Below are 25,365 nucleotides of genomic sequence, written 5' to 3'. Positions count from 1 at the left end.
TCAGGGTTTTCAAAACCTTGAAGGTTTCTTTAAAAGTTATAGTTCTTTATATTTTCTAAAAAGCTTATTTCAGGATTTAAAATCTCAAGAATTAAATTTTGAATAGAAATCATTGCATCATCAAGATTTCCCTGTGCAAATTCCAGAGAAACCACCCCTTTTTTAGCATCCGCAAAACTCCAGATGCCGGTTTCTACAGGATAACCCCAAAATTCAGGTAAACTTTGAATGACATATTGATACAGACAAAGCTGCATTGCTTGTTTTCTGTCGCTGTTTTGAAAATAATCTGTCCTATTAAGTTCGTCAATCTTGACGGTTAAGTTTTTCGTTTTAGCCGTTTTATAATCAATAATTCTGATAGTTCCGTTTAATTTATCAACTCGGTCGATAAAACCAAAGAAAGAAACTTTATCCGATTTTTCTTCATTCAGATAAAAATCGACACCTTCAAAACGTCTCTCGATATCAATAATTTCTAAAGAATTACCATCTTTTATCAACTGTAAATCATAATTAAGAATATTTTCAATCACTTTTTTGGCAATCGCTTTGTGAATGAAATTCATTCCTTTATTGTAAAATTCAGGCTGATGTTTTAGCTTTTCAATGGCAATTTCAATGAACTGATCTATTTGTTTAATTGAATCCTGTAAATCATTTAATTTTAAAACTTTACCTTTTAATACTTCATAAACTTCTTGAAGGGTATAATGAACTAAATTTCCATAATTTCTGATGGATAATTCTTCTTCAATTTCATCAGCTTCAGAAGTATTCAGAATTTTAGAAAGGTAAAAATCAATTGGATTGTAGAGATAGCTCGTCAAGTGTGAAGCGGAAACTTTTTCTTTCCATTTTAAAAGCTGTTGCTGAACAATTTCAGTCTTAAATATTTCGATGGGCTGACTTACAATCGGTTCGGAAGAATTTTCAACAATAATATGCTCAATTTTGTGAGAACTTTCCATTTCAATCTGAGTAATAAACCTACTCTTTTCTCCCGTATTTACACCCGAACTCAAAGCATTAAAAAGCAAGTGAACATTCTGCGCATCCTGAATTAACCGGTAAAAATGATAGGCATAAATACTGTCATTTTCAAGGAAAGTGTGTAAATCAAAATGTCTTCGGATATCAAAAGGAATATAAGTATTCTGTGAATTTCCGAGAGGCAATTTTCCTTCATTGACTGAAAGAAGAATCACATTTTCAAAATTCAAAAGACGGGTTTCCAAAAGTCCCATCACTTGTAGTCCTTTCAAAGGTTCTCCCTGAAAATCTATACTTTCTGAATTGATGTGCTGATTGATCAGAATTTCAAGTGTTTCCATCTTGATTTCAAAACCGTAAGGTGTGATCTGGTTTTTAATAATTCGGAAAGCATTTTCAAAATGAGAAACGTTTTCATACTGAATATCATCAAGTTTGAGCCATTTTATTTTACGGCAAAACTCAATCAAATCATCTAAAAACCGATATCCAGACTCTGCTTTTTGAAGCAAATTGAAATAAGAAAGATTTTCTAAAAGTTCTTTGATTAGTTTTTGTGAAATGTAAACAATGTTCCTGGCTTCTATCTCAGATTTAAAATTGGTAATGATTTTCTCGTCTTCATCAGATTTTGGCAATTCTTCAAGAATCGGAAAAACATCACGGTAATAATATGAACTTTTGCTCTTTTCAAGCTGTTTCTGAAGATAAAAAAGTTGTTTTACCGCATTCGAAAATGAAAGATTTTTCAGCGGAAAACCCATCGTGATATTGAGATTTTCAACATCATGCATTACATCAAGACTTGCCGGAAGAAGATTTTCATCAAGCAAAACGACGGCAGTGTTTGTAAAGGTTTTATTATCAATATTCTTAAATAACTCGGGAAGAATTTTTGTTTGGGTAACATTTCCAGAAACTTCATAGACTTTAATATTTTTAGGCTGATTAAAATCGTCTTCAATCCAATTAAAAGCTCTGCTATCATTAAATTCTTTCCATGTTTTATGGTTTCTCAGGAATTTTCCGGCTTCCTGTCTTTCATCATCAAAATAATATTGATCTGCCTGAAAAAAGCACTGTGCTTTATCCCATTGCAAAAGATTTCTAACCAGTTTTTCTTCAACCGGGGTAAAGGCATTAAACCCACAAAAAACGAAATTTTCAGTATTGTTTTTGGCAAAATTTTCGATTTTAGCTTTCGCAGATTCATGAATCATTCCCGGAGTTGCCCAGTTTTTTTCTTTCAGCTTCTTTTTTAAAACAGGAAGAAAAATATTCATGTTCCGCCAAAAATTCAAGAATTTTTTTCTTGGAACTTCATCATCATCACCTAAATCCTGTGCCCATTCTTTAATACGTTCTTCATCAAACATATATTGCAGAACAACTTCATCAGAATCTGAAAATTTCAGAATATCATCCCAGTCTTTCTGGAGTGTAGGAAACCATTTTAAAAATTCGGAAAAATCGTCATTTGGAATTAGATTTAAACTTTTATATACATCAAATGCAAAAAGCCACAATGCAATTCCTTGAATTGTCTGTTGATTGACAATACTGACAATCAATTCTTCAATTGTATAAAAATTAGGAAGAAATCCGGAATAATTATTTTCCTCTAAAATCTGACGTATAAAAACGATGGGTCTTTTACCCGGAAGAACAATATTAAATTGTGATAAATCAGAATTTTGAATGAGTAATTCATCGATAATTTTAGTTAAAAATTTCAAAGTTTCTGATAGTTTTTTAGTTTTTCAAGCTCTTCGCTGATCATAATATTGTATTCCGTCTGCTTTTCTTTATTCATTCCGTGTTCCGTCATCCGGTCATATTTCGCCTGAAAGTTTTTATATTCTGAAGAAATTTTAGCGTAAATTGTTTTAAAGAATTTGTTATAATATGAAGTGTTTTTTATTTTTTCTGAAACCTCTTTTCTCAATTTTCTGGCGTGAATTTCAGCAATATCGAAGTGTTTTTGTTCGTGAACAAGTACATAATCATTAATCCTTTTATCGTCTTTCCAGGATTTATCTTCATTAAAAATCGTTTGAATCTCAATTTTAACGGGAACTTTAGGATCAGTTGACGTAATGGCAGAAAATTCCCAACCGCAATGGGTATATGCTACAACCGTAGAACCTCCTAAATTGTTGGTTTTGCTTTTAAAATTATCCCAAACCAATTTCTGATCTTCGCTCCAGTTGATTTTTTGAGCTGATAAAATATTGAAAACCAATAAAAAAACGATTAAAAAAAACTTCATTTATTCTACTACAATTGTTTTTGTGATCCAATCATTATTTCCTTTCCAAAATCTAAAGGTATATTTTCCTTTTTTTTGCGGACTGAAATTGATTTGATTGGCAGATTTATGACTTGCCTGTGAACAAGGTCCATTAGTATTAAATTGATAAGCGGTAATATCTCTTTCTAAATCTGAGAGGTGTACATAATCGTAACCATAAAATCCCTGACAACCTGAAGCGTAATTTGAATATGTTCTGATACTCTGAACCGAAAAAACATCCATAGTATCATTTACGATTTTCACACTGTCAATTTTCACTTTATCTACAGATTCTATTGTCTGATAATCATCATCATCTTTACAGGAAGTAAAAAAAGAACCTAAAACTAAAATTACAAAACTTGTTTTTAAGAAGGATTTCATGATAACTGATTTGATTGAATAAAATTAACAAAAATTATTCCTTATTAACGTTAAATTATGAATTAAAATTGCCTTTTGAAAGATAAACCACTTTTTTGGTGTCAAAAAACTCTTCTTCAAAATATTTTTTAAGGCTAAACAATTCACATCTTAATCCAGCTAATTCTTCAGCGAGATCTCCACCTTTTAAATATAAAACTCCATTATGCTTTGGATTAAATTGTTCTTTTTCAAATTTCCCTTTCAGCCATCTTAAAAATTCCGGCATTTGAGTAACGGCACGACTCACCACAAAATGAAACTTCTCTTTCACTTTTTCTGCTCTCCCGTGAATTGCAGTTACATTCGTTAAACCAACTCCTTCCGCAACTGCATTTACCACGGTAATTTTTTTACCAATAGAATCAATTAAAGTAAAATTTGTTTCAGGGAATAAAATCGCCAAAGGAATTCCCGGGAAACCACCGCCTGTTCCGACGTCTAAAACTTTCGTTCCGGGAGCAAATTCCATAATTTTTGCAATACCCAAAGAATGAAGAATGTGCTTCTCATAAAGAGACTCCATATCTTTTCGGGAAATGACATTTATTTTTTCGTTCCATTCTCCATACAGTTCTTCAAGCTTTGTAAACTGCTCAATTTGTTTTTCTGTAAGATCCGGAAAATATTTTTGGATGGTTGATATCGACATAAAAGTAATTGTAAAAGGCAAAAATAAGTTTTATTCACATTTTATTCAAATTAAGTTTTTATATATATTTGTTAAAAAGACAAAAACAGTATATGGATAAACTTTCAGACAGAGTAAAAAGACTAGGTTACTCGCAAACATTCGTGATGTCTAACAAAGCAAGAGAGATGAAAGCCAGCGGAATAGACGTTATCAGTTTAACACTTGGTGAACCGGATTTTGATGTTCCCGACAATATAAAACAGGCTGCTTTTGATGCAATCAATGAAAATTACAGCCACTACTCTCCTGTTCCGGGGTTTTTAGAGCTTAGACAGGCAATTTCTGAAAAATTAAAAAGAGACAATCAATTAGATTATAAACCGACACAAATTTGTGTTTCAAATGGTGCAAAGCAGGCAATCATCAATGTCTTAGCTGCTATTGTAAATGATGGAGACGAAGTTATCCTCCCTACTCCATACTGGGTAAGCTATGATGAAATGGTAAAAATGATGGGCGGAAATTCTATAATGCTTCCAACATCGTATGTTACCGATTTTAAAATCACTGCAGAACAGCTTGAAGAAGCCATTAATGATAAAACGAAAGCAATTCTTTTCAGCTCACCCTGTAATCCTTCTGGAGGATATTACACCTATGATGAATTGAAATCTTTGGCGAAAGTTATTGCAAAATATCCTCATGTAACGGTAATTTCTGATGAAATCTACGAATACATTAATTATGAAACCAAAACTACATCCATTGCACAGTTTTCCGAAATTTATGAGCAGACTGCCGTAATTAACGGGATGTCTAAAGCTTTCGCAATGACAGGCTGGAGAATCGGTTATTCTGCCTGTCCGGAATGGTTGGCAAAAGCTTGTGAAAAAGTTCAGGGACAAATGACAAGCGGCGCCAATACAGTTGCTCAGAGAGCTTCAATTGTTGCCTTAAAAACTGATCCTTCAGAATATAAATACATGATAGATGCTTTTGAATCCAGAAGAAATCTGGTATTTGATTTAATGAAAGAAATCCCGGGATTTAAAGTGCTTTTACCAAAAGCGGCTTTCTATTTCTTTCCGGATATTTCTTATTACATCGGGAAAACTTTGAATGGAACTGAAATAAAAGATGCCGATGATTTCGCCATGTTTCTTTTAGAAAATGCTCATGTAGGCTGTGTTGGTGGAGTTTCATTCGGCAGTCCGGAATGTATCAGATTTTCTTATGCAGCATCAGAAGAAGATCTGAAGGAAGCTATGAGACGAATAAAGGAAATTTTATTGAAATTTAGTTGAGAAACTGGGATGGAAATTAAGTAAATTGAAAAAAATGAGACTAGGGATAATTTATTACTTCAGACAATTCAATTGGATTATTATAACGTTTTAATTCTAGTCTCTTTTTTTTGGTTATTTCATTGAAATTCGGATCAGAAACTCCACCAAAAGAATTTTCAATTTTCACTTTTGTATCATTAAGTTTCAATTCTTTAAAAGGATCATTATAATAGTCGAGATATAATTTTTTTAATTGTACTCGACTAATTAAAACCGCATTTTCTTCATAGAAGATTAAGGGTGTTTTTTGCTTTTCAATACTATTTAATTCAAATATGAAATTGCTTTTGTTATCAGCAATTAGAATAATTAATCCAGGTAATCCTTCAAAAAGATAAGGCCCTTTGGGAATAGGAATTTCAGAGGTAAACCATGCTTCCCATTTTCTACCTTTATAAACTGTTACAGCTTTTTGACAATTAAAATTTCCAATTTTTTTTGTGATTCCTAAAATTTCCCATTTAAATTCTGGAAGTTCTTCTCTAATTTTAAATATATTTCCAAAGGATAATCTGTAATATTTATATAATTCTTTTTTTTTGATATTTTTTTTCACAGCAAAATCATAATCTAGAAATCTACCAAAGTTTTCTTTTCTATTTTTAATATTTTCCTCATATAAAGAATCACTTTGATACATTTTGTAAGAATAGAAAGTTTCAATATTTTCATCTAAATCCAAGATCATACTTTTTTTATATAATTTATCAGAGATAGAATCAATTTTATATGATACCTCATAAAAAACTCTATAATTCTGAGCATTCATAATACACATAAAAAATAATAGTAAAATAGAATTAAAAAATTTCAACTTCATAATTAAATATTTAAAAAGAAGAAAAGACATTAGCCTTTTCTTCTCATTGATTTTAAAATTCCTTATTCATAACAAGAACCACCCATTGCAACGTATGAATAACATTTTGTTCCTTTAGGTGAATTTGCATGCCCGCAACCTCCAGATCCAAGATGAGTTACTGTTTGTGATCCGTTTGAGCTTTCAGTGTAATGATAATGGCAAGTTACAGGATCTAAATTTGTTTCAGGGTCAAATGGTCCACCACCGCCTCTAAGATTTTTCAATTCATTTCTAGAAAGTTTTTTTAAATTTTTCATAATTTGAAAGTTTTAAAGTTAAAATTATTTTTTCAATGAGCAATTTTTTCGTCTTAATTGCTTTTACGAATATCAAAATTTCTTTATACCTTTACCAACCAGAAAATTAATTATTTCAATCAGAAAACTAATTAAATTGAACATGAATATTGGAACAAAAATTAAAAATCTAAGAGATGATAGAAATTTATCTCAAACCGAATTGGCATTTGAATTAGGCATTTCTCAAGCGACTTTACATAATATAGAAAGTGGAAATTCTAAAAAGGTAGATTTTTTATTAATGGATAAAGTTTGTCAATTTTTTGATAAAGATTTTGATTATTTTTTAGAAGAAAAAATTATTAATAATGTAAAGAAAAATACAGGTTTAGTAGGTTTAAATAATGTTGATACAATAAATAACAATTTGCCTGACAATTTCATATCAGAATTTAAGAAATTAATTGAAGAAAATATAATTAAGGAAAATATAATCACTGAATTAAAACATAAATTTGATTCAGAAGATTAAGAATATCTTAATTCAAAATATATTAAAGTCCTGAATTCAGGGCTTTTTTTTTGCATTTCAAAACAAAAATAATTATAGATTTTATTTATCGATATTAAGTTTTCCAATAGATAGAAATGTTATATATTTGCACCACTAAATTATAAATCAAAAATTAAAAAATTATGTCTTTAGTAGGAAAAAAATTCCCAAATGTAGCAATTGATGCAATGTCGGAAATGGGTGATGATTTAAGAATCAACATCTTTGAAGAAGCTACAAACAACCAACAAAAAGTTATTTTATTCTGGTACCCGAAAGATTTCACTTTCGTTTGTCCAACTGAACTTCACGCTTTTCAGGAAGCTTTGCCTGAATTTGAAAAAAGAAATACTAAAGTAATCGGTGCTTCTTGCGATACTAACGAAGTGCATTTTGCTTGGTTAAACGTTGCAAAAGATAATGGAGGTATTGAAGGGGTAACTTACCCACTTTTAGCTGATACACACAGACAACTGGCAAATGCTTTAGGAATTGTAGATCAGGATTTCGAATACAATGAAGAAGGTGAAGAAGTTTTCACTGGTTCAAATGTAACGTACAGAGCAACTTATTTAATTGACGAAACTGGAAAAATTTTCCACGAGTCTGTAAATGATATGCCTCTTGGAAGAAACGTAAAAGAATATTTAAGATTAATCGATGCTTATACTCACGTTCAAAAGCATGGTGAAGTTTGCCCTGCAAACTGGGAAGAAGGAAAAGATGCAATGAAAGCTGACAGAACTTCTACTGCTGAATATTTAGCGAAAAATTAATCAAATTAATTTAATCTAACAATGTAGCAACATATAATGTAATAATATAACAATGTAGCAGTTTACAAGTATTTTTGAGCTGTTAAATTTAATTGTTACATTGATAAATTATTAGATTGCTACATTGTTAAATTTTAGAATAAAATTTAACTTATGTATACAGAACTAACAGAAGATACGCTTCAAACTATTGTAAATGACAACGAAAAAGTGGTCGTACAATATGGAGCAACATGGTGTGGAAACTGCAGAATTATGAAGCCAAAGTTCAAAAAATTAGCTTCTGACAATGATTCAATTCCTTTTTTTTATGTAGATGCAGAAAAACTCCCTGAAAGCAGAAAATTAGCGAAGGTTGATAATTTACCAACATTTGCGATTTTCAAAAATGGGGAATTGGTGAATCAGGTTCAGTCTAATCAGGCAGAAAGTTTAATTAATTTATTTAACGAATTGTAATTATGAAACTTCCAGTTATCAGACAGTTTTACCAAAACCAGACTCCTGAAAACTTAGAAAAAACTTTAGAAGTTTTAGAAAGTTTCACCGAGTTCAGAGGAACTTCAGAAGAAGATATGAATGTTGCCGGAGAATTAATTACCAACATTTGCGGAGCTTTGGAAGTTCACGCCAACGTACAAAACGGAATGAGTGAAAAAGATGCTTTAAATTCTTTTGCTCAGAAGGTTTTAGGTTCGATTGACAAATAATTTTTTAAACACTAATATCACGAATATTTCACAAATAAAACACAAATTCTTCAATTTTAAATTGTGTCATTAGTGAAAAAGTTAGTGCCATTTGTGTTTAGATCAAAAATAAAATCCCGATGAATTAAACATCAGGATTTTTTTTAGTTTATAAAAGTGAATTATAAAACTTCACTTAATGCCATAATCTATAACTCATCACTAAAAGTTAGCTTCTTCTGCTCATTAAAATTCTTAAAATATACCAGAATAGCAACATTATTGAAGAGAACAACTGTAAAGAAGCTCCAACGTACTGGTTTGTGGCATAAGAATCTTTCAGCTTACTTGTTTGGTATAAAATAGTTGCAGAAGCCAAAATGACCATCCCTACAGAAAACCATAATCCAAGGTTGAACCCGAAAATCATTCCCGCAACGATTAATCCAAGAGCAATGAAACCTCCAATGGTAATAATATTCCGCAAGAATGAAAAATCTCTTTTGGAAGTAAAAGCTACTGCAGAAATCCCTGCAAACATTGCAATGGTAAGTGTTGCTGCCTGAAAAATAACATTATAATCAGAATTGGCTACTGCAATGTATAGTAAAGGAAGAAAAATTACAGCATACAACAACACAGACAATCCCAATCCTACATATTGAGTAGATTTACTTTGAGATAAAGACCATTTTGTCGCCATAAAAGAGCCTAACCAAAACACTCCCAAAACCAAAAGCCAGCTATACTTCTGACCAACCATCATAAAAATTAATTCTGCAGGAACAGTTTTTAATAAAACAGTTTCCACTCCTACAAAAGCTAAAATTGCAAAAGCAACGTGTAAATATGTTTTTTTGTAAAAACCAGCCTTTTCCACATCAGAAGAATGTGCGACTAAAACATCTGTCATCATAAGTTTTTTATTTATTTTAAAATTTAATTTTCTATTTACTGTAATCCGGTTTTACACCAAGAATTTTTCCGTCATTTTCAAAAATAACCGTTATTAAATCTCTTGGCGGATTATTCTTATCATCTGCATATTTGTACTGAATCGCAGGATAAGTCTGATTATCCAAAAGTTTCTGATAGCCCGACTGAAAAACATCAGTCTTTCTGTCAAAACTAATTCCTCCCGAAAGTTTCTGAATCATATTTTCATCAACCATACTCTTTACTTTTTCTGAAATGAGTTGAGAAACAGCAGATTTATCTGAGCTTTTCAAAGCTGAAACAAACTTTGAAAAAGACTTATTGTACAATTCAATTTTATCCTGAGGAATTGAAGCTGAAATATCCATCGCCGGATTTTGAACTTCTACTTTGCTCACATTTTGCGCCGATGCAAATGAAATTGCAAATAGACTAAAAACTGCAATAATTTTTTTCATAATAAGATGATTTTAATTTGGCAGACCTAATTTAAGATAAATAAATTAAATAATCTCCAAAAACTTCATGGTATCAACATTATCCGCATATGTATTTAATCCCGGATTCTGTGCTTCCCCGAAATAAATTGACTCTATTTCTAACTCATCTTTTGCCACAATGCACTGAATGTTTTCTTCATTTTCGGTGATAAATTCTTTCACTTCGTCCAAACCTGAGTATCTGCTGAAATTAATAACAGAAAGCGGACTGAATAATTTCTCATCTTCTTTCAGCATGACGAAGTTATTATCCCAGAATTTATCCTGATTTAAAAGATAAACTGCCCTGTTGTAATCATAATTATTAGCATATTTATTATGATTGATAATTTCTTTAAAATCTAAAAAACTTTCAAACAATCTGTCAATTACAAAATCATGCGGAATAAAAACCCGCGTAACGTTTCTGCATCCCAAACCAAAATACTGGAAAATATCTTTTGCTAATAATTTGAGCTCTTCCTCTGTTTCATCACCTTTCAGAACAGCAATTGAAGTTCTGTTTTTGCGGATAATGCTTAAATGATTTTTGAAATAATACTCTAAATATCTTGCGGTATTATTACTTCCTGTTGCAATCACAGCATCGAAATTTTCTAATCTTTCAACGAATTCAAATTCAATTTCTCCGTCTGCAAATTCCTGCCATTTTTTTAATAGGAAAGGAAGCATTAATCTGTCTTTTGATGATAATTTAATCAAAGGAATATGATTGCTCAAAATCACAGAAATCACATCATGCAATCCTACCAAAGGTATATTTCCGGCAAGAATCAGCCCTACTTTTTTCTGCGTTTTTGATGGCGAATAGTTTCCTATCCATTTTTTTATATTGTTTTCAGTCAATAATTCAGACCATTGTTGTAAAGCATATTTCTGATTATCAAAAGTAAACCAAGGGTTTTCAATTTCTGATTTCTTTATGATTTGTTGAAATTCAACATCATTTTCATTATAATCTTCAATATTTTTTGTTAAAAACTCTTTTATATAAAGACTTAATTTATTTAGTCCTAAAACTCTTTTTTCTGTATTCATAATTACTTTAGAATTGGGGAATATTTCGTAATTTTGTGCAAATTTAAAAAAAATTAGCGATGGCTATTAAAATAACTGATGAATGCATTAATTGCGGGGCTTGCGAACCAGAATGTCCGAACAATGCAATTTATGAAGGAGCAGTAGACTGGAAAGCATCTGAAGGTACTGAACTTTCGGGGACAGTAACTTTACCATCCGGTCTTACGGTTGACGCAGATTCTCCACAAGAGCCGGTGAGTGATGATGTTTATTTTATTGTAACAGACAAATGTACAGAGTGTAAAGGTTTCCATGAAGAACCGCAGTGTGCAGCAGTTTGCCCGGTAGACTGTTGCGTTCCGGATGAAGATCATGTAGAATCTGAAGAAGCTTTACTAAACAAAAAAGCTTTCTTACACGGAGAATGAAAACTACCGTCTCATACATTATGAGACGTTTTTTATTTTATAATTTCAATTAAATCTCTCAGAATAGTAATAATGAAACCGCAGATTTTCTCTATCTTGAGTAAAATTTGCAAAAACAAAAAGTAAAATTATGAGCAAAAAGCACAATTTCAGCGCAGGACCATGTATCTTACCTCAGGAAGTATTTGAAAAATCAGCAGAAGCAATTTTAGATTTCAACGGAATCGGGTTATCACTTCTTGAAATTTCGCACAGAAGTAAAGATTTTGTTGCGGTGATGGATGAAGCTCGTGCCATTGTAAAAAGACTGATGAATCTGGGTGATGAGTATGAAGTTTTATATTTGGGAGGTGGTGCAAGTCTGCAATTTGCGATGGTTCCTTACAATTTGATGAAAGTAGGCGGAAAAGCAGCCTATCTTGATACCGGAACCTGGGCTGCAGGAGCGATTAAAGAAGCTAAAAAAGTAGGAAATGTAGATATTGTAGGTTCTTCAAAAGAAGAAAACTATTCTTTCATTCCTAAAGATTATAAAATTGGTGCAGAATACGATTATTTCCACTGTACATCAAACAATACAATTTACGGAACCCAGATGAAAACTTTCCCTGAAATTGATACTTTAATGGTTTGTGATATGAGTTCTGATATTTTCTCAAGACAACTGGATTTCTCAAAATTTGATTTGATTTATGCCGGAGCTCAGAAAAATATGGGACCTGCAGGAGTAACTTTGGTCGTTGTAAAAAAAGAAATTTTAGGGAAGACAGAAAGAGAAAATATGTTCTCTATTTTAGATTATAATCAGCATATTTCTAAAGAATCGATGTACAATACTCCGCCAGTTTTTCCGGTTTACGCATCTCTTTTAACATTACAGCATTTAGAAAATAATGGCGGAATTGCAGCAGCAGAAACAAGAAATGAAGCGAAAGCTAAATTATTATATAACGAGATTGATTCAAATCCATTATTTGAAACGTTTTGCGTGGAAGAAGACCGTTCATTGATGAATGTTTCTTTCAAATTGATTGATGAAACTAAAAAAGAAGAATTCGATGCTGCATGGAAAGCTGCAGGAATCAGCGGATTAAACGGGCACAGAAGTTTAGGCGGTTACAGAGCAAGTATGTACAATGCTTTGCCGATTGAAAGCGTACAGGTTTTGGTAGATGTAATGAAATCACTAAAATAGCGTAAACGTCTATAATCAAAATAGTTGAATATTATTTTCCATTATCTTAAATTTTCTTAATTTGCGCAACTATTTATTATTTTAAAAAATTTAACCTTTAAAATCTTAAATTAAATAAAAACAATGAGAGTTTTAGCTAACGACGGAATCTCCAAAGCTGGAGAAATCGCTTTAAAAGAAGCCGGAATTGAGTTACTCGATAACAGAGTCGCTCAGGATCACGTTATTAATTTTATCAATGAAAACAACGTGGATGTTCTTTTGGTGCGAAGTGCAACCAAAGTTAGACAAGATTTGATTGACGCTTGTCCGAATCTTAAAATTATCGGAAGAGGTGGAATCGGTATGGATAATATCGATGTAGAATATGCAATCGATAAAGGAATTTATGTAATCAACACTCCAAATGCGTCATCAAAATCGGTGGCTGAATTGGTTTTTGCCCATTTCTTTTCTTTAGCAAGATTTTTGCATGAATCCAACAGATTAATGCCATTGGAAGGAGATACTCATTTCAATGCAATGAAAAAATCGTTCAGCAAAGCTTATGAACTTTCAGGAAAAACTTTGGGAGTAATTGGTTTTGGAAGCATCGGTCAGGAAGTCGTAAAAATGGGCATATCTTTAGGAATGAAAGTAAAAGTTCTTACAAGAAAACCAAGAACAGAAGTTTTAACCTTAGATTTTTTCGACGGACAGTCTTTAAATTTTGAAATCACCTCTACTAACAATACCGGAGAGTTTTTAAAAGACACAGAATTCATCAGTATTAATACCCCGCAAACAGAAGAATATATTATTGATACTCCGCAGTTTGAAAAAATGAAAGATGGTGTTTTCATTGTTAATACAGCAAGAGGAGGCGTTATCAATGAAGTAACTTTGCTTGATTTTATAGAATCCGGAAAAGTAGCGGGAGCCGCCCTTGATGTTTTTGAAAAAGAGCCGTCTCCGGAATTGATTTTACTCATGAATCCTAACCTGTCTCTTTCACCGCATTTAGGGGGAAATACCGTTGATGCACAGGAAAAAATTGGTGTAGAGCTTGCCAAACAGATTATTGAAATTAAAAAGAAATTGTAAACTATATATGCCAGTTTTTAAACCTTTCCGCGGAATTAGACCTCATAAAGATCATGAGGCGACATTTCCCACTCATCCTTTAGATAATTTTACGCAGGCTGAAATTGCTGAAAAAGCGCAAAAAGAGAAAACTTACATCAATATGATTAAACCTTATGTTGTAAGCAAATCTAAAGATGTTGACCGGAACTTAAGGAAAATCCGTACTACTTTTGAAGAATTACTTGAAGATAAAATTTTGGTTCAGGACAGCTCTGCTTACTATCTTTATGAGCAGATTTATCCTAACAAACAAGTTTTCCGTGGACTTTTGGGGCTTACATCTATTGAAGATTTCTGGGCGGGAAAAATCAAAAGACATGAAAGTACCATTCCTCAGAGAAAAGAAAAACTGGCGCATTATCTTGACAAAGTAAATCTTCAGGCAGAACCTGTTTTGCTGACCTATCAATCAAATTCTAAGATTGAATTATTAATGAATCATGAAGAGAAAAATGTGCCTATTTTCAATCACGTTGATACGATTGGAATAAGACATAAAATCTGGAGAATTGATAATCGTCTGAAATTACAGCAGTTTAAAGAAGTAATCGATCAGATAGACTCTTTTTATATCGCAGATGGCCATCACAGAATTGGCTCTACAGCACTTCATGCAAAACGTTTAAAAGATAAAAACAAACGTCACAACGGAACTGAGGCATACAATTTTGTGTATAGTTTCATCGTTTCCAACCAATCAATAAAAATTCATGATTACAACAGAATTTTAAAGAATATTGGAGATTTATCCAGCGAAGAATTTCTTAAAAAATTAGAGACCTACTTCCTTATTCATGAGAAAGATGAAACACCGTACTACCCTTCCCAAAAATTCCATATCTCAATGTATCTGGATGGGAAATTTTATTCTCTACATGTAAGACACGATCTCCGTTCTCAGGAAATGTCTCTTGATAATCTGGATCATCATCTTTTAGATAAGTATATTATTAAAGATATTCTTAATATCGAAGATTCAGACAGTTCCGATCAGATCACCTATGTAAAAGGAAGCTCAAATATTGAAGGAATTAAAATTTTAAAGGAAAAAATAGACAGAGGTGAAGGAAAAGTAGGCTTTGGAATTTATCCTGTAAGCTTCAATGATATGATTAAAATATCAGATTTAAAGCTGAGTATGCCCCCAAAATGTACATTTATTGAGCCTAAATTGGTTACAGCATTATTAATGTATGATATGAAGCCTTAAAATATCTATTTTTTCTTTATTTTTATGCTCCGAAAAGAAAACGGTCAGTAAAAATGAAAAAAATCTTACTTATCATATTTCCACTCTTTTTGAGTGGATTTTTATTTTCTCAGAAAAAAACTCCGGTAAAAAAACCGAGAGTGATCCCTAAGTTTAATTATCACGAAGAATTTAAGAAAATATCTGACGAAATTTTTCTTCACGGAACTGCCTATGATAATTTAGGCGAATTAACAAAAGGAATAGGATCAAGATTTAGTGCAACAGCAGGTTACACGAAAGCAACGGAATGGGCAGAGAAAGAGTTGAAACAAGCCGGTGCAGAAAATATCTGGAAACAGGAAGTGAAAGTTCCGATCTGGATCAGAGGGAAAGAATCTTTGCAGATTAAAACATCAAGCGGCGATTGGAAATCCATCAAAATGTTGTCTTTCGGAAATTCTGAAGGTACAAAAGGTAAAGATTTAGTTGGAGATATTCTTTTAATAAAAGACGTTCAGGAACTGGTAAATCTGAGACTCTCAGATGCAAAAGACAAAATAATTTTCGTTAATTACCCGATAGATCCTACTGTAATCAGCACGGTAGATTCTTATATGATTGCTGCAAAATCAAAACTTATTTCAGCATCTGTAATCGGACAAAAAGGTGCAAAAGCTTTAATTATAAGATCTTTAACAACCGCTACAGACGATATTCCGCATGCAAAACAGGTATATTATGAGCCGGAAGACAAAGCAAGAATTCCTGCAATGACAATCGGTGTTCGTTCTGCGGATGAACTGGAAAGTTTGCTTAAAAAAACATCGGTTAAAGCTAAAATAAATATGTCTGCCGAATCAAAAGGCGAAACAGTTAATCACAATATTATCGGAGAAATTCCGGGTAAAAAAGATTCAAAAATTATCGTTCTCGGTGCACAGTTAGATTCATGGGATTTTGCTGAAGGAGCGCATGACGACGGAACGGGCGTTGTACAATGTCTTGAAGTTTTGAGAACATTTAAAGCTTTAGGTTACGATAATAATCACACGATAAGAGTTGTTCTCTACGCCAACAGTGAAAATGGAGGAATGGGACGGGAAACTTATGCAATGAGCGTAAAAAAGAAAGAAGAAAAACATATTTTGGCTTTGGGAACAGATTCCGGAGGATATTCTCCACGCGGATTTTCACTAGATATGTCTCCACAGAGAAGAAAACAGATTTTTGAATGGAAAAATTATTTCTTACCATACGGAATTTATGATTTCGACCAGACTTATGCGATTCAGGATATTGCACCTTTGAAAAAACTGGATATTCCTTTGGCGGAAATGGTTGTCGATACGCAAAGATATTTCGATTATCATCATTCTGAAAAAGATACTTTCGATAAAGTAAACAAAAGAGAATTGTTGCTTGGTGCGGTTGCAATGACACAGTTTGTTTTTATGATTGATAAAAATTGGTAGGAAATAAAATATGGCTGTAAACAAGAAACTTTTAGCAGAAAAGTCTAATGAAGAATTAGAAGATAAAAAAAATACCGAATCAGCAAACACTCATCCCAATTATAAAAAAGCAGCCGAACTTATCTACATTTCAGCATTTTTAGGGATCGGTAATCTGATCTGGAAATATGATACCTTAGATAGCGGATTGAAGATTTTCATTGCAATTATTGTAGTAGCTTTTAGTTTTGCAATAGCATACATTACAAGCAAAGGTTTAGATTGGTTTAAATATATATTGCTTGTTCTTTTCGGAATTGGTCTTATTGGTATTCCATTTATAATCGGTGACATCGTAAATAATCCTGTTATAGGAATAATCAATATTGTACAAACAATACTACAAGTTTGGGTTCTCGTTTTATTGTTTAAAATTTCAAAACCGTAAACTCAAATAATCGTAGTTTACAAAATAAAAAAACAGATGGAAATCAATCAGTTAAATTTAAAATTTGATCAGGTTAACAATCCGAAATTGAGTGATCTTTATTTTCAATTGCAGGATATTCTGAAAAAATTAAATCAAAAAAAATTACCTTCTGAAACGGTAGATTACATTAATATACAGGTTGAAAAAATTAATTCATCAAATTTAAATGATAAGCCTTTGCTTAATTTACTGAAAGAAAGACAACATTACATCGTAAAATATGTAGAAAATAATCATAAGATTTTCCCGAAAAACTATCACCGTAATATGTGGGTTGGTCTTGGAGCATTAGTTTTTGGTTTGCCTATTGGCCTTTTATTAGCTTATATATTTAATAATGCCAGATTTTTCGCATTGGGACTCATCACAGGAGCAGGAATAGGTACTTTGGCTGGTATTTCGATGGACAAAAAAGTTTTGAGAGAAGGAAGACAGCTTACTATAGAACTGAAATTTTAGTTAAAAAAAGAATATTGAACATGAAATATATTTTATCAGCTGCTATTTTATTTTTGAGTTTAAATGCTTTCGGACAAACCAAAGAAGATTCTATTCAATTCAGCAGAATTTCAACAGAAATTTTAAATAAAGGAAAATCATACAACGAATTAAGAGATTTAACGAAAAATATCGGTCATCGATTAAGCGGTTCAGCAGCTTACGAAAAATCTGTAAAATGGGCAGAGCAAAAACTGAAAGAAGCCGGAGCCGATAAGGTGTGGCTTCAGGAAGTGATGATTCCTGTTTGGGAAAGAGGAAAAGAATCTCTAAAAATAAAATCTCAAAACGGAAATTGGAAATCTTTGAAAATGCTTTCTTTAGGCAATTCTGAAGGAACAAAGGGAAAAGATATTTCAGGAGAAATCATCATGGTAAAATCTTTGGGCGAATACGAAAAACTTAATCCGGAAGAGGTAAAAGATAAAATCGTTTTCTTTAATTATCCGTTAAGTCAGTCTTACGTTCAGACTTTCAAAGCGTACAGTGATGCGGCAGTTTACCGTTCCACTGCAGCTTCATTAACAGCAAAAAAAGGAGGAAAGTTTGCCATTGTGAGGTCACTTTCTTCGGCTTTTGATGATGTTCCTCACACCGGAGCGATGCGTTATAAAGAAAATTCAGAGAAAATTCCTGCCGTTGCGATTGGAAATACAACTGCGGATGAACTTGAAGCTCTTTTAAAATCACAAAAAATTACTGCAAAACTCAATTCAAACTGCGGGATGAGAGGTGAGAAACTCTCCCACTCTGTTATCGGAGAAATTACAGGTCATAAAGATAAAAGTGTTATCATTGTTGGCGGACATTTAGATTCCTGGGATGTTGGCGAAGGTGCGCATGATGATGGTAGCGGAATTGTACAAAGTATCGAAGTTTTAAGAACGTTTAAAAATTTAGCTATAAAAAATAATCACACCATCAGAGTTGTTTGTTTTGCAAATGAAGAAAATGGTGTAAAAGGTGGTCAGCAATACGGGAAAATGGTAAAAGAAACCGGCGAAAAGCATCTTTTTGCCTTAGAATCTGATGCAGGCGGATTTACTCCGAGAGGAATTGCTCTGGAAATGGATGAAGCTAAAATCAATCAGATTAAAAGTTGGTCACCATTATTTTTACCTTACGGAGCTTATGATTTTGAAGGAAGATATTCCGGAACAGACATTTACCCGTTGAAAGAGATGGGAATTCCAACAGCAGAATTGGCACCCGATTCTCAAAGATATTTTGATATTCATCATACCGAAGAAGATACTTTTGAGAAAGTTAACCGCAGAGAATTGCTTTTGGGAGCAACGATTATGACGCAGATGATTTATATGATTGATAAGAATTGGTAAAAGATAAAGTCCTCGATTTTAATACTTATTTATTGAAAATTAACAAAATTATTTTTAATATTTTTTTCTAAAACTTCGCAATCCAATTTAAGAATAATGCATAAATAATTATTACAGATACTCTTTTTTCTCAATCGTAAAATTTAAAATCTGATTACCTCTTTTCACCTTAATTTTTATTGATTTTAAACCTTTTTCTACTCTGTTTAATAAATACTCACAAGAAGAAACATCGTTTAAGTTTTCAAAGCTTGTATCGTTGATGCCTAAAATTTCATCATCGATTTGAATAGGAAAATCTTTTTGCCGAAAAACTAAAACCACCTTTGCTTTAAGATTAATAAAACGATATGCAAAACCAAAAGACTGCATTTTTGAGGAAGTATCTATAATGCGGTGCAGATAAATTTTATTATTTTCCCAATCAATAATAAATCTAAATTTCTTTAAAAATTCATTTCCCAGAAGGCTGGAATTTCCTGTCATTACTATTTCGTTTTCAAATTTATTTTGAGCTATTTCTATTTGTTTTGGCCTGAAATGATACGAAGAAACCGCTTTTCCGGCACCAAAAGCTCCTACAGAATTTACTCCAAAAGTTTCTACAGACTTTACAGTTGTATTTTTAGGATTATACTCTCCATCCGAAATTTTTATACTGCCTGTAAATCCCGTATCAAAAGTAAGATTGATTTTTTTGTCTAAGATTCTGGATTCTATAATAGGTGTTTTCTGAGACAGGGAGAAAAATTTAAAAACCGTTTCATAATTTTCTAACTGAAAATTTTTCAAATCTGCCGTTGCTTCCAGGGTATTTTCAGAATAATTAATTTTCCAAAACAATTTTGCCATTTGATTGGCACCAATAATACCATCAATTTTAAGACATCCAAATTCATGGCCCTGCAAATCCATCACCATCACTCCGATATTTTTGAAAATTATTTGATCAATTTTCATTTCGGGCAGTTCAGTAAAAATCTGTTCCTGTTTGTTTTTCTGCGAATCCTTTACTTTACTTTTACGTTTTTCTTCAAGATTCATTTCATTATATACAGAATGAGAAATCACCGTTGGAGCACCTGTATCAAACAAAAATTGATAGGATTTTCCATTGATGACAACCTTTACCAGTGGAATTTCATTTTCAAAAGTAAGATTAATTTTCTCTACCGGATTTTTCAATACAGCTTCTCCCTTTTCAAAAAATTTTCTTCCCTGAGCAGAAACAGTAATTGTGAGAAATATGAGAACAAATAATAGAACTTTCTTCATCGATTATTTTTGTTAAAAATAGTGTTTTTTAATTAAATTTTTAAAATTATAAGATGCAAAATAGCCATTTATGAAAGAAATTTAAACATGAAATACGGTTTCCCGTAAAAAGGTAAAAAGCTATTTTCATATCATTGCACATCCAACAAAACGAATAACCATGGAAATTATTTTAATTGTGATTCTTGGTATTTTAGCGGTTTATTTTTATACCAAGCTAATAAAACTCCGGAATGAAATCAAAACCAAAAATCTGAAAATCAACGAACTATTGAAAGATATTACTCAGTTGAAGTCTTTAATTTCAAAGTATCAATTTGAAAACAATTCACTCAAAAATAAATTCCAATCGGCGCGAACTGAGTTTTCAAATCTTCAAATCAACAATCGTGAGCTGAAAGATAAAATTGAGGAACTAAGCAAATATCAAAATATTATCGATGTGAAAATTGAATGTGAATATTTACTAAAAAAGGCTCAAAAAGATTATCAGAGATTACGAGAAAAAGGAAATCTAGAATTATCTGAAGCACAGGAGAGTGCGAAAGAGTCACGTAAAAATAGCAAAGAATTTACCGAAAAGAAACAGCGTGAAATTGAACTTTTGTATGAAAATGCAGTAAGAGAATCAAAAAGAATCATCGAAAATGCTGAAAACAGAGCTGAAACAATTGGTGGCGATGCTTATCGAAGCCTGAGAGAAGCCAGCGAAATTGCAGACAGAATTCAGGCAATGAAAAATGTAATCAAAGGGTACGGAAATGAATATTTAGTCCCAAATTATACACTTTTAGATCAACTTGCTGAAGATTTCAGTCATAAAGAAGCTGGAGAAAATCTGAAAAAACTTCGCCAGAACAATAAGATGATGATTGTCAACAGACAAGCCGGAATCTGTGAATATATGGATGAAGAACGACAAAAAACTGCTGTAGATTTTGTAATTGATGCATATAACGGGAAAGTCGATTCGATTTTGGCGACTGTAAAAAAAGATAACTACGGAATTTTAAAACAAAAAGTTGAAGATGCTTTCCAGTTGGTAAATTTTAATGGAAAAGCTTTCAGAAATGCAAGAATCTCTGAAATTTATCATCACGCAAGATTAGAAGAGCTAAAATGGGCAGTTGTAGCGCAGGAATTAAGGGCAATGGAACTTGAAGAGCAAAGAGAAATCCGTGAACAGATTCGTGAAGAAGAAAAAGCCCGCAAGGAATTTGAAAAAGCAATAAATGATGCTGAAAAAGAAGAACAGACTTTAAAAAGGCTGATTGAAAAAGCTGAAGCACAGGTTTCGAGAGCGAATGAAGAGCAGAAAGTACTTTTCCAGCAAAAACTGGAAGAGCTTCAGGAAAAACTTGAGGCAGCAGAAGAGAAAAACCAAAGAGCAATTTCGATGGCACAACAAACTAAAACAGGAAATGTTTACATCATTTCAAATATTGGCTCATTTGGTGAAGATGTTTATAAAATCGGGATGACGAGGCGTTTAGAACCTTTAGACCGGGTTCGTGAACTGGGCGATGCAAGTGTCCCGTTTGAATTTGATGTTCATGCCATGATCTATTCGGAAGATGCACCCGCCTTGGAACGACAGCTTCATAAGAAATTTCTTAAAAATCAGCTTAATAAAATCAATCCCAGAAAAGAATTTTTCAGAGTTGAATTGAGTGATTTGAAAAATCATATTGAGAGAATCGGTATCAATTGCAAATGGACACTCCTTGCCGAAGCAAAACAATATCGTGAGACATTGAAACTGGAAGAAGAAATGAAAACCAATACATCCGCTGAAGCTGAGTGGAAACGTTTTCAGGAGGTTACAGATCCTGTAAGCTATGAGGAAGTTATTGAAGAAATTTAATAATATTTTCTTTACTTTAATCGGGATATTTTTTTAATATTTTTCGGAGAAATTATTTGTCAGAATTAAAAAACATTATATATTTGCACCACTGAAAACAACGATACAATCGAAGTTTTTGGAGAGATGGCAGAGTGGTCGATTGCGATAGTCTTGAAAACTATTGACTGTAACAGGTCCGGGGGTTCGAATCCCTCTCTCTCCGCTGGTTGAGAAACTAAAATAAGCTAAAACGCTGTAAACATCAATGTTTACAGCGTTTTTTGTTTTACGCTAGAGTCAAAAAAACAAAATAGTTCAGGCTCAATCTGGATCAGTAACAAAATCTGGGGACTAAGCAAAAAGTTTTGACAATCTGAATAAGAAAAATGATTTGTCCCTTACTCCTCGAAGTTGCATTCTGAAGTTTTTGATTTTAGCGTTAAAGCTTTCTGCAGAGGCATTGGTACTTCTTTGTTCAAAATAGTTAAGGATATCATTATAATGATTCATAATAGTATTTTTGAGTATAGAAAATGATTTAAAACCGGATTCTTCTACGTCTTTAAACCAACGAGCCAATTTGAGCATGGCTACAGACTTTGTCATGTTTTGGTTGTAAATTTTCCTGAGATTATCCGATAAGTTGTAAGCTTTTTCCAAGTCCGGATATTGAGAAAATAAAATTTTGGCTCTGGCAGATTGGTTTTCAGTCCATTTTTCTCTGCTTTTGTAGAGCAAATATCGGCTTCTGGCTAAAAGTTGTTTTTGGGTATCGCCATTTTCAAAGATTTCGATTTTCGCTCTTGCTTTGGTTTCTTTTGCGGTTTTTAATGCTTCATTTTCCTTGTCTATGGCTGCCCAACGATGTTTGATTCTTAATTCCTGAACAGCTTCGATGGCTAGTTTTTGTACATGGAAACGGTCGACAACCTGCACGGCATTGGGAAAACACCGCTTGGCAATAAGCTTCATAGAGCCCGCCATATCCAAGGTAACCTCCTTTACCTTTTGCCTTAATTTTCTGCTTATTTTTAAGAGTTTATCAATAACATCTTCGCTTCTTGTTCCTTTAATGACGGCAACAATACTGCCTTTCCTGCCCTTGGCATGCTTGGATGTAAGCACGGTGTAAAGTTCGCCCTGAGACAAGGCTACTTCGTCTAAAGAGAGTTGTGAGAGGCAGTTTGCGGGGTATAAAATGTAATCTTCGGCATGGGATTTCTGGTTCCAGTCTTTAAATTCACTGAGGGATTTTTTGTACTGTCTGCGAAATTTCTTTCCGTTGACACCATACATCTCGCCAATGATTTCCAAAGGAAGCGCTTTAGTATCGGCTGATTTTTTTTAAGAACTCTGCAAAATCCTGTGTCATGCGAGTGCCTTTAGCGATGAGATTCCAATCTCGTTGAACAATATTTCCAGACTTCATATCCGTCCATCTTCTACGCTTAATGTTGAGTTTTACGGCTTTGCCACGAAGCGGAAAATCATCAACGGCAATTTCTTCGTGAAATCCTTTCGATTGAAGATTTAATGAGGAAAACTCTTTAGGAACACTGTTTTTTTCTTCAAAGTAAAGATGAAGAAGTCCTTCTTTTTCTTCAGATTTTACGAAATCGAAATACGCCACTAAATATTCGGGAAGTAACAGTTTTAATAATTCTTGATCTTGAGACATGAAGCAAAGTTAAAAACTTTCAACAATTCTCCCCAGGTTTTGTGATTGATCCATAGTTCACGATTTATATGACCTATTTTGTTGAGATTCAAAAATGGGGTCACGGAAAATTCAAAATAAACCAACAGGGATTCTAACAATTGTACATTTTCAGGGAATATTAACAAAAAGTAAATAATTAACGTTAAAATTTACCACACTGTAAACGAAATATTAAATTTTTTAGTCAATCATGATATTAATCATTAAAGCAATATTTTTATTAAAACTAGAAATTATATTTGTTTAATTTTACAAACCCTAGAGCCATTATAAATATGGCAAAAACTGAAAAGAATGAAAAAGTTAATTATAACTGTCCTCGGCATTTTGACCGGGAGTTCCTGCTTTGCGCAACAGGGCAACGTCGGGATAAATACTGTGAACCCCCGTGTCAAACTCGATGTAAATGGTTCTTATAAATCTTCACAGCTCATAACAGGAACCATACCCCAAATATCAGCAACAGAAAAAGATCGTTATCAGATGCTTAACCAAAGTACTGTTGACAACGCTGTAAGAAAAATTGATCCTACACAAGCCAACTCTCCAGGTCTTGCGAGTATTATCACTTATAAACTCACCAATGCCAATTTGGACTGGGTTGAAAGTTTTAATACTAAAATAAATTCTGATGACTATTCTGTAATGGTACTATCGGCATTTTTTGATAGAGATGTTAAAGGAACTACGACCGCAATACCATCATATGGAGTTAAGAGTGTAAACAGCGAGTGGATCTTATACGCTGATTATTCTGAAGTTGCAGCAGACACAAATGGCACATGGACATTAGTTTGCGCAATTTATCCAAAAACTTATGTGAAGATTTTTCCAGAGAGAGGTCCTTTCAATATCAACGGTACTTCATCAGGAAGTGAAAACAATCTTATTCTACAGTAGATTATCCATGAAAAAATTATTATTAATCAGTGTTTTATCTTTGTTTTTAAAGATGAATGCGCAAATCGGGATTGGTACTACCAATCCAACAGAGAAATTAGAAATTGTAGGATCTGCAGCAATAGGAACTACCATCACATTAGATCCAACGGATTATGTGAATAATTCATCAGGGTTTACCATTGTAGGTATAGATCCCCAATCCACAATTGTAAACGGTAAGATTATAGCACTCGAAACGCTTTATACACCTATTACTGTACAACCCTATACTATTTCAAATATTTACAGGGATGACCTCAATGATCTTAATCTCAATATCCCTACAGACAAATATTTTATAACAATAGCTAACTTTGAAGCGATACCTAATGCAGGCAACAATGGGATATTTACGGATATTTCTGCATCTACTATCAATAAAGGGCACTTCGTCCTTAGAGTTTTTGAATCAGGAACTTCATGGCATGTTAATATTGGATATCCAACCTTAAATACAGAAAATACAACAGATCGTTATACATACAGGTTTGATATCATTTTGTATTCTAAGAGATTTTTTAAGAGTTTAGGAGAAGTGTCTTATGATTTAAACGGTAGTAATTCCGGCACTGCGGTAACTGCTCCAACAGGTATATAAT

The 25,365-nt window shown here is 32.7% G+C and carries 28 protein-coding genes and 1 tRNA gene; 17 read left to right on the top strand and 12 right to left on the bottom strand.

Translation table 11 applies throughout. From position 1 onward, the window contains the following. Positions 1-29: 29 nt before the first annotated feature. From ACOOWA_RS05955 to rsmG, 4 genes are read right to left on the bottom strand one after another with little or no spacing between them, the layout of a single operon-like run. Positions 30-2,729 (bottom strand): PD-(D/E)XK nuclease family protein, encoded by a 2,700-nt coding sequence (locus tag ACOOWA_RS05955; RefSeq protein ID WP_421373901.1) that lies wholly within the window; start codon positions 2,727-2,729, stop codon positions 30-32. Further along, positions 2,726-3,262, bottom strand: a complete 537-nt coding sequence (locus tag ACOOWA_RS05950) for a DUF922 domain-containing protein (RefSeq protein ID WP_421373900.1) — start codon at positions 3,260-3,262, stop codon at positions 2,726-2,728. The genes ACOOWA_RS05955 and ACOOWA_RS05950 overlap by 4 nt, the downstream gene beginning before the upstream one ends. Continuing rightward, positions 3,263-3,670 (bottom strand): hypothetical protein, encoded by a 408-nt coding sequence (locus ACOOWA_RS05945; protein ID WP_421373899.1) that lies wholly within the window; start codon positions 3,668-3,670, stop codon positions 3,263-3,265. 55 nt (positions 3,671-3,725) lie between these two features. Next, complete coding sequence (gene rsmG, locus ACOOWA_RS05940) at positions 3,726-4,361, bottom strand: 16S rRNA (guanine(527)-N(7))-methyltransferase RsmG (RefSeq protein WP_421373898.1); 636 nt, start codon at positions 4,359-4,361, stop codon at positions 3,726-3,728. A gap of 92 nt (positions 4,362-4,453) precedes the next feature. Here rsmG and ACOOWA_RS05935 point away from each other — a divergent pair, with 92 nt between their 5' ends. Continuing rightward, positions 4,454-5,647, top strand: a complete 1,194-nt coding sequence (locus ACOOWA_RS05935) for a pyridoxal phosphate-dependent aminotransferase (RefSeq protein WP_421373897.1) — start codon at positions 4,454-4,456, stop codon at positions 5,645-5,647. A 40-nt stretch (positions 5,648-5,687) separates the two neighbouring features. Here ACOOWA_RS05935 and ACOOWA_RS05930 read toward each other — a convergent pair whose 3' ends face one another. Beyond that, positions 5,688-6,509 carry a GLPGLI family protein gene (locus ACOOWA_RS05930; protein WP_421373896.1) on the bottom strand — a complete coding sequence of 274 codons (822 nt, stop codon included), beginning with the start codon at positions 6,507-6,509 and terminating at the stop codon, positions 5,688-5,690. A gap of 62 nt (positions 6,510-6,571) precedes the next feature. Further along, entirely contained in the window at positions 6,572-6,808 is a 237-nt protein-coding gene (locus ACOOWA_RS05925) for a bacteriocin-like protein (protein ID WP_421373895.1), read from the bottom strand. Between the two features lie 142 nt (positions 6,809-6,950). Here ACOOWA_RS05925 and ACOOWA_RS05920 point away from each other — a divergent pair, with 142 nt between their 5' ends. The 4 genes from ACOOWA_RS05920 (at position 6,951) to ACOOWA_RS05905 (ending at position 8,829) form a co-directional block, all read left to right on the top strand. Beyond that, a complete protein-coding gene (locus ACOOWA_RS05920; RefSeq protein ID WP_421373894.1) occupies positions 6,951-7,322 on the top strand; it encodes a helix-turn-helix domain-containing protein in 372 nt (123 codons plus the stop codon). A gap of 164 nt (positions 7,323-7,486) precedes the next feature. Next, positions 7,487-8,119 (top strand): peroxiredoxin, encoded by a 633-nt coding sequence (locus tag ACOOWA_RS05915; protein ID WP_421373893.1) that lies wholly within the window; start codon positions 7,487-7,489, stop codon positions 8,117-8,119. Between the two features lie 153 nt (positions 8,120-8,272). After that, complete coding sequence (locus tag ACOOWA_RS05910; RefSeq protein WP_421373892.1) at positions 8,273-8,578, top strand: thioredoxin family protein; 306 nt, start codon at positions 8,273-8,275, stop codon at positions 8,576-8,578. A 2-nt stretch (positions 8,579-8,580) separates the two neighbouring features. Further along, complete coding sequence (locus ACOOWA_RS05905) at positions 8,581-8,829, top strand: DUF6952 family protein (RefSeq protein ID WP_421373891.1); 249 nt, start codon at positions 8,581-8,583, stop codon at positions 8,827-8,829. A 208-nt stretch (positions 8,830-9,037) separates the two neighbouring features. Here ACOOWA_RS05905 and ACOOWA_RS05900 read toward each other — a convergent pair whose 3' ends face one another. Genes ACOOWA_RS05900 through ACOOWA_RS05890 form a run of 3 tightly spaced genes read right to left on the bottom strand, consistent with a single transcriptional unit; the run spans position 9,038 to position 11,282 of the window. Beyond that, positions 9,038-9,724 carry a Bax inhibitor-1 family protein gene (locus tag ACOOWA_RS05900; RefSeq protein ID WP_421373890.1) on the bottom strand — a complete coding sequence of 229 codons (687 nt, stop codon included), beginning with the start codon at positions 9,722-9,724 and terminating at the stop codon, positions 9,038-9,040. A 31-nt stretch (positions 9,725-9,755) separates the two neighbouring features. Next, a complete protein-coding gene (locus ACOOWA_RS05895) occupies positions 9,756-10,202 on the bottom strand; it encodes a peptidylprolyl isomerase (protein ID WP_421373889.1) in 447 nt (148 codons plus the stop codon). 45 nt (positions 10,203-10,247) lie between these two features. Next, entirely contained in the window at positions 10,248-11,282 is a 1,035-nt protein-coding gene (locus ACOOWA_RS05890; protein ID WP_421373888.1) for an acyl-CoA reductase, read from the bottom strand. 59 nt (positions 11,283-11,341) lie between these two features. Between ACOOWA_RS05890 and ACOOWA_RS05885 the strand changes: the two genes are divergently transcribed. From ACOOWA_RS05885 to ACOOWA_RS05850, 8 genes are all read left to right on the top strand, one after another. Further along, positions 11,342-11,692, top strand: a complete 351-nt coding sequence (locus ACOOWA_RS05885) for a 4Fe-4S binding protein (protein ID WP_047443901.1) — start codon at positions 11,342-11,344, stop codon at positions 11,690-11,692. A 130-nt stretch (positions 11,693-11,822) separates the two neighbouring features. Then, positions 11,823-12,887, top strand: coding sequence for a 3-phosphoserine/phosphohydroxythreonine transaminase (serC, locus tag ACOOWA_RS05880; protein ID WP_421373887.1), 1,065 nt, complete (start codon positions 11,823-11,825; stop codon positions 12,885-12,887). Between the two features lie 123 nt (positions 12,888-13,010). Further along, positions 13,011-13,970, top strand: coding sequence for a D-2-hydroxyacid dehydrogenase (locus tag ACOOWA_RS05875; RefSeq protein WP_421373886.1), 960 nt, complete (start codon positions 13,011-13,013; stop codon positions 13,968-13,970). Between the two features lie 7 nt (positions 13,971-13,977). Then, positions 13,978-15,222, top strand: a complete 1,245-nt coding sequence (locus ACOOWA_RS05870; RefSeq protein WP_421373885.1) for a DUF1015 domain-containing protein — start codon at positions 13,978-13,980, stop codon at positions 15,220-15,222. A 53-nt stretch (positions 15,223-15,275) separates the two neighbouring features. Then, positions 15,276-16,676 carry a M28 family peptidase gene (locus tag ACOOWA_RS05865; protein ID WP_421373884.1) on the top strand — a complete coding sequence of 467 codons (1,401 nt, stop codon included), beginning with the start codon at positions 15,276-15,278 and terminating at the stop codon, positions 16,674-16,676. 10 nt (positions 16,677-16,686) lie between these two features. Beyond that, positions 16,687-17,103 (top strand): hypothetical protein, encoded by a 417-nt coding sequence (locus ACOOWA_RS05860; protein ID WP_421373883.1) that lies wholly within the window; start codon positions 16,687-16,689, stop codon positions 17,101-17,103. Between the two features lie 36 nt (positions 17,104-17,139). Then, a complete protein-coding gene (locus ACOOWA_RS05855; RefSeq protein WP_421373882.1) occupies positions 17,140-17,604 on the top strand; it encodes a hypothetical protein in 465 nt (154 codons plus the stop codon). Between the two features lie 20 nt (positions 17,605-17,624). Beyond that, positions 17,625-18,983, top strand: a complete 1,359-nt coding sequence (locus ACOOWA_RS05850; RefSeq protein WP_421373881.1) for a M28 family peptidase — start codon at positions 17,625-17,627, stop codon at positions 18,981-18,983. A gap of 111 nt (positions 18,984-19,094) precedes the next feature. Here ACOOWA_RS05850 and ACOOWA_RS05845 read toward each other — a convergent pair whose 3' ends face one another. Further along, on the bottom strand, positions 19,095-20,258 hold the full coding sequence (locus tag ACOOWA_RS05845) for a retropepsin-like aspartic protease (protein WP_421373880.1): 1,164 nt from the start codon (positions 20,256-20,258) through the stop codon (positions 19,095-19,097). 160 nt (positions 20,259-20,418) lie between these two features. Here ACOOWA_RS05845 and ACOOWA_RS05840 point away from each other — a divergent pair, with 160 nt between their 5' ends. Both ACOOWA_RS05840 and ACOOWA_RS05835 read left to right on the top strand, forming a co-directional pair. Further along, a complete protein-coding gene (locus ACOOWA_RS05840; RefSeq protein WP_421373879.1) occupies positions 20,419-22,122 on the top strand; it encodes a DUF4041 domain-containing protein in 1,704 nt (567 codons plus the stop codon). Positions 22,123-22,242: 120 nt separating this feature from the next. Then, positions 22,243-22,327, top strand: a tRNA-Ser gene (locus tag ACOOWA_RS05835). A 128-nt stretch (positions 22,328-22,455) separates the two neighbouring features. Here ACOOWA_RS05835 and ACOOWA_RS05830 read toward each other — a convergent pair. Further along, complete coding sequence (locus ACOOWA_RS05830) at positions 22,456-23,400, bottom strand: ISAon1 family transposase (protein WP_421374626.1); 945 nt, start codon at positions 23,398-23,400, stop codon at positions 22,456-22,458. A gap of 28 nt (positions 23,401-23,428) precedes the next feature. Beyond that, on the bottom strand, positions 23,429-23,782 hold the full coding sequence (locus ACOOWA_RS05825) for an ISAon1 family transposase N-terminal region protein (RefSeq protein WP_421372726.1): 354 nt from the start codon (positions 23,780-23,782) through the stop codon (positions 23,429-23,431). 420 nt (positions 23,783-24,202) lie between these two features. Between ACOOWA_RS05825 and ACOOWA_RS05820 the strand changes: the two genes are divergently transcribed. Together ACOOWA_RS05820 and ACOOWA_RS05815 are read left to right on the top strand one after the other, a co-directional pair. Then, positions 24,203-24,724: a hypothetical protein gene (locus tag ACOOWA_RS05820; RefSeq protein ID WP_421373877.1), complete on the top strand. Its 522-nt coding sequence runs from the start codon at positions 24,203-24,205 to the stop codon at positions 24,722-24,724. A 7-nt stretch (positions 24,725-24,731) separates the two neighbouring features. Beyond that, positions 24,732-25,364, top strand: coding sequence for a hypothetical protein (locus ACOOWA_RS05815; RefSeq protein ID WP_421373875.1), 633 nt, complete (start codon positions 24,732-24,734; stop codon positions 25,362-25,364). Position 25,365: the final 1 nt, after the last annotated feature.

The sequence above is a fragment of the Chryseobacterium sp. GP-SGM7 genome (assembly GCF_049166575.1).
GTDB lineage: Bacteria > Bacteroidota > Bacteroidia > Flavobacteriales > Weeksellaceae > Chryseobacterium.
The sequence above is the reverse complement of the archived record's forward strand: the minus strand, read 5'-3'. Positions and strand labels throughout refer to the sequence as shown.

Excerpts from the sequence above, each read along its gene's own strand:
- ACOOWA_RS05950 (WP_421373900.1), bottom strand. The coding sequence starts at position 3,262 with ATGAAGTTTTTTTTAATCGTTTTTTTATTGGTTTTCAATATTTTATCA.
- ACOOWA_RS05945 (WP_421373899.1), bottom strand. The coding sequence starts at position 3,670 with ATGAAATCCTTCTTAAAAACAAGTTTTGTAATTTTAGTTTTAGGTTCT.
- rsmG (WP_421373898.1), bottom strand. The coding sequence starts at position 4,361 with ATGTCGATATCAACCATCCAAAAATATTTTCCGGATCTTACAGAAAAA.
- ACOOWA_RS05935 (WP_421373897.1), top strand. The coding sequence starts at position 4,454 with ATGGATAAACTTTCAGACAGAGTAAAAAGACTAGGTTACTCGCAAACA.
- ACOOWA_RS05930 (WP_421373896.1), bottom strand. The coding sequence starts at position 6,509 with ATGAAGTTGAAATTTTTTAATTCTATTTTACTATTATTTTTTATGTGT.
- ACOOWA_RS05925 (WP_421373895.1), bottom strand. The coding sequence starts at position 6,808 with ATGAAAAATTTAAAAAAACTTTCTAGAAATGAATTGAAAAATCTTAGA.
- ACOOWA_RS05920 (WP_421373894.1), top strand. The coding sequence starts at position 6,951 with ATGAATATTGGAACAAAAATTAAAAATCTAAGAGATGATAGAAATTTA.
- ACOOWA_RS05915 (WP_421373893.1), top strand. The coding sequence starts at position 7,487 with ATGTCTTTAGTAGGAAAAAAATTCCCAAATGTAGCAATTGATGCAATG.
- ACOOWA_RS05910 (WP_421373892.1), top strand. The coding sequence starts at position 8,273 with ATGTATACAGAACTAACAGAAGATACGCTTCAAACTATTGTAAATGAC.
- ACOOWA_RS05905 (WP_421373891.1), top strand. The coding sequence starts at position 8,581 with ATGAAACTTCCAGTTATCAGACAGTTTTACCAAAACCAGACTCCTGAA.
- ACOOWA_RS05900 (WP_421373890.1), bottom strand. The coding sequence starts at position 9,724 with ATGATGACAGATGTTTTAGTCGCACATTCTTCTGATGTGGAAAAGGCT.
- ACOOWA_RS05895 (WP_421373889.1), bottom strand. The coding sequence starts at position 10,202 with ATGAAAAAAATTATTGCAGTTTTTAGTCTATTTGCAATTTCATTTGCA.
- ACOOWA_RS05890 (WP_421373888.1), bottom strand. The coding sequence starts at position 11,282 with ATGAATACAGAAAAAAGAGTTTTAGGACTAAATAAATTAAGTCTTTAT.
- ACOOWA_RS05885 (WP_047443901.1), top strand. The coding sequence starts at position 11,342 with ATGGCTATTAAAATAACTGATGAATGCATTAATTGCGGGGCTTGCGAA.
- serC (WP_421373887.1), top strand. The coding sequence starts at position 11,823 with ATGAGCAAAAAGCACAATTTCAGCGCAGGACCATGTATCTTACCTCAG.
- ACOOWA_RS05875 (WP_421373886.1), top strand. The coding sequence starts at position 13,011 with ATGAGAGTTTTAGCTAACGACGGAATCTCCAAAGCTGGAGAAATCGCT.
- ACOOWA_RS05870 (WP_421373885.1), top strand. The coding sequence starts at position 13,978 with ATGCCAGTTTTTAAACCTTTCCGCGGAATTAGACCTCATAAAGATCAT.
- ACOOWA_RS05865 (WP_421373884.1), top strand. The coding sequence starts at position 15,276 with ATGAAAAAAATCTTACTTATCATATTTCCACTCTTTTTGAGTGGATTT.
- ACOOWA_RS05860 (WP_421373883.1), top strand. The coding sequence starts at position 16,687 with ATGGCTGTAAACAAGAAACTTTTAGCAGAAAAGTCTAATGAAGAATTA.
- ACOOWA_RS05855 (WP_421373882.1), top strand. The coding sequence starts at position 17,140 with ATGGAAATCAATCAGTTAAATTTAAAATTTGATCAGGTTAACAATCCG.
- ACOOWA_RS05850 (WP_421373881.1), top strand. The coding sequence starts at position 17,625 with ATGAAATATATTTTATCAGCTGCTATTTTATTTTTGAGTTTAAATGCT.
- ACOOWA_RS05845 (WP_421373880.1), bottom strand. The coding sequence starts at position 20,258 with ATGAAGAAAGTTCTATTATTTGTTCTCATATTTCTCACAATTACTGTT.
- ACOOWA_RS05840 (WP_421373879.1), top strand. The coding sequence starts at position 20,419 with ATGGAAATTATTTTAATTGTGATTCTTGGTATTTTAGCGGTTTATTTT.
- ACOOWA_RS05830 (WP_421374626.1), bottom strand. The coding sequence starts at position 23,400 with ATGTATGGTGTCAACGGAAAGAAATTTCGCAGACAGTACAAAAAATCC.
- ACOOWA_RS05825 (WP_421372726.1), bottom strand. The coding sequence starts at position 23,782 with ATGTCTCAAGATCAAGAATTATTAAAACTGTTACTTCCCGAATATTTA.
- ACOOWA_RS05815 (WP_421373875.1), top strand. The coding sequence starts at position 24,732 with ATGAAAAAATTATTATTAATCAGTGTTTTATCTTTGTTTTTAAAGATG.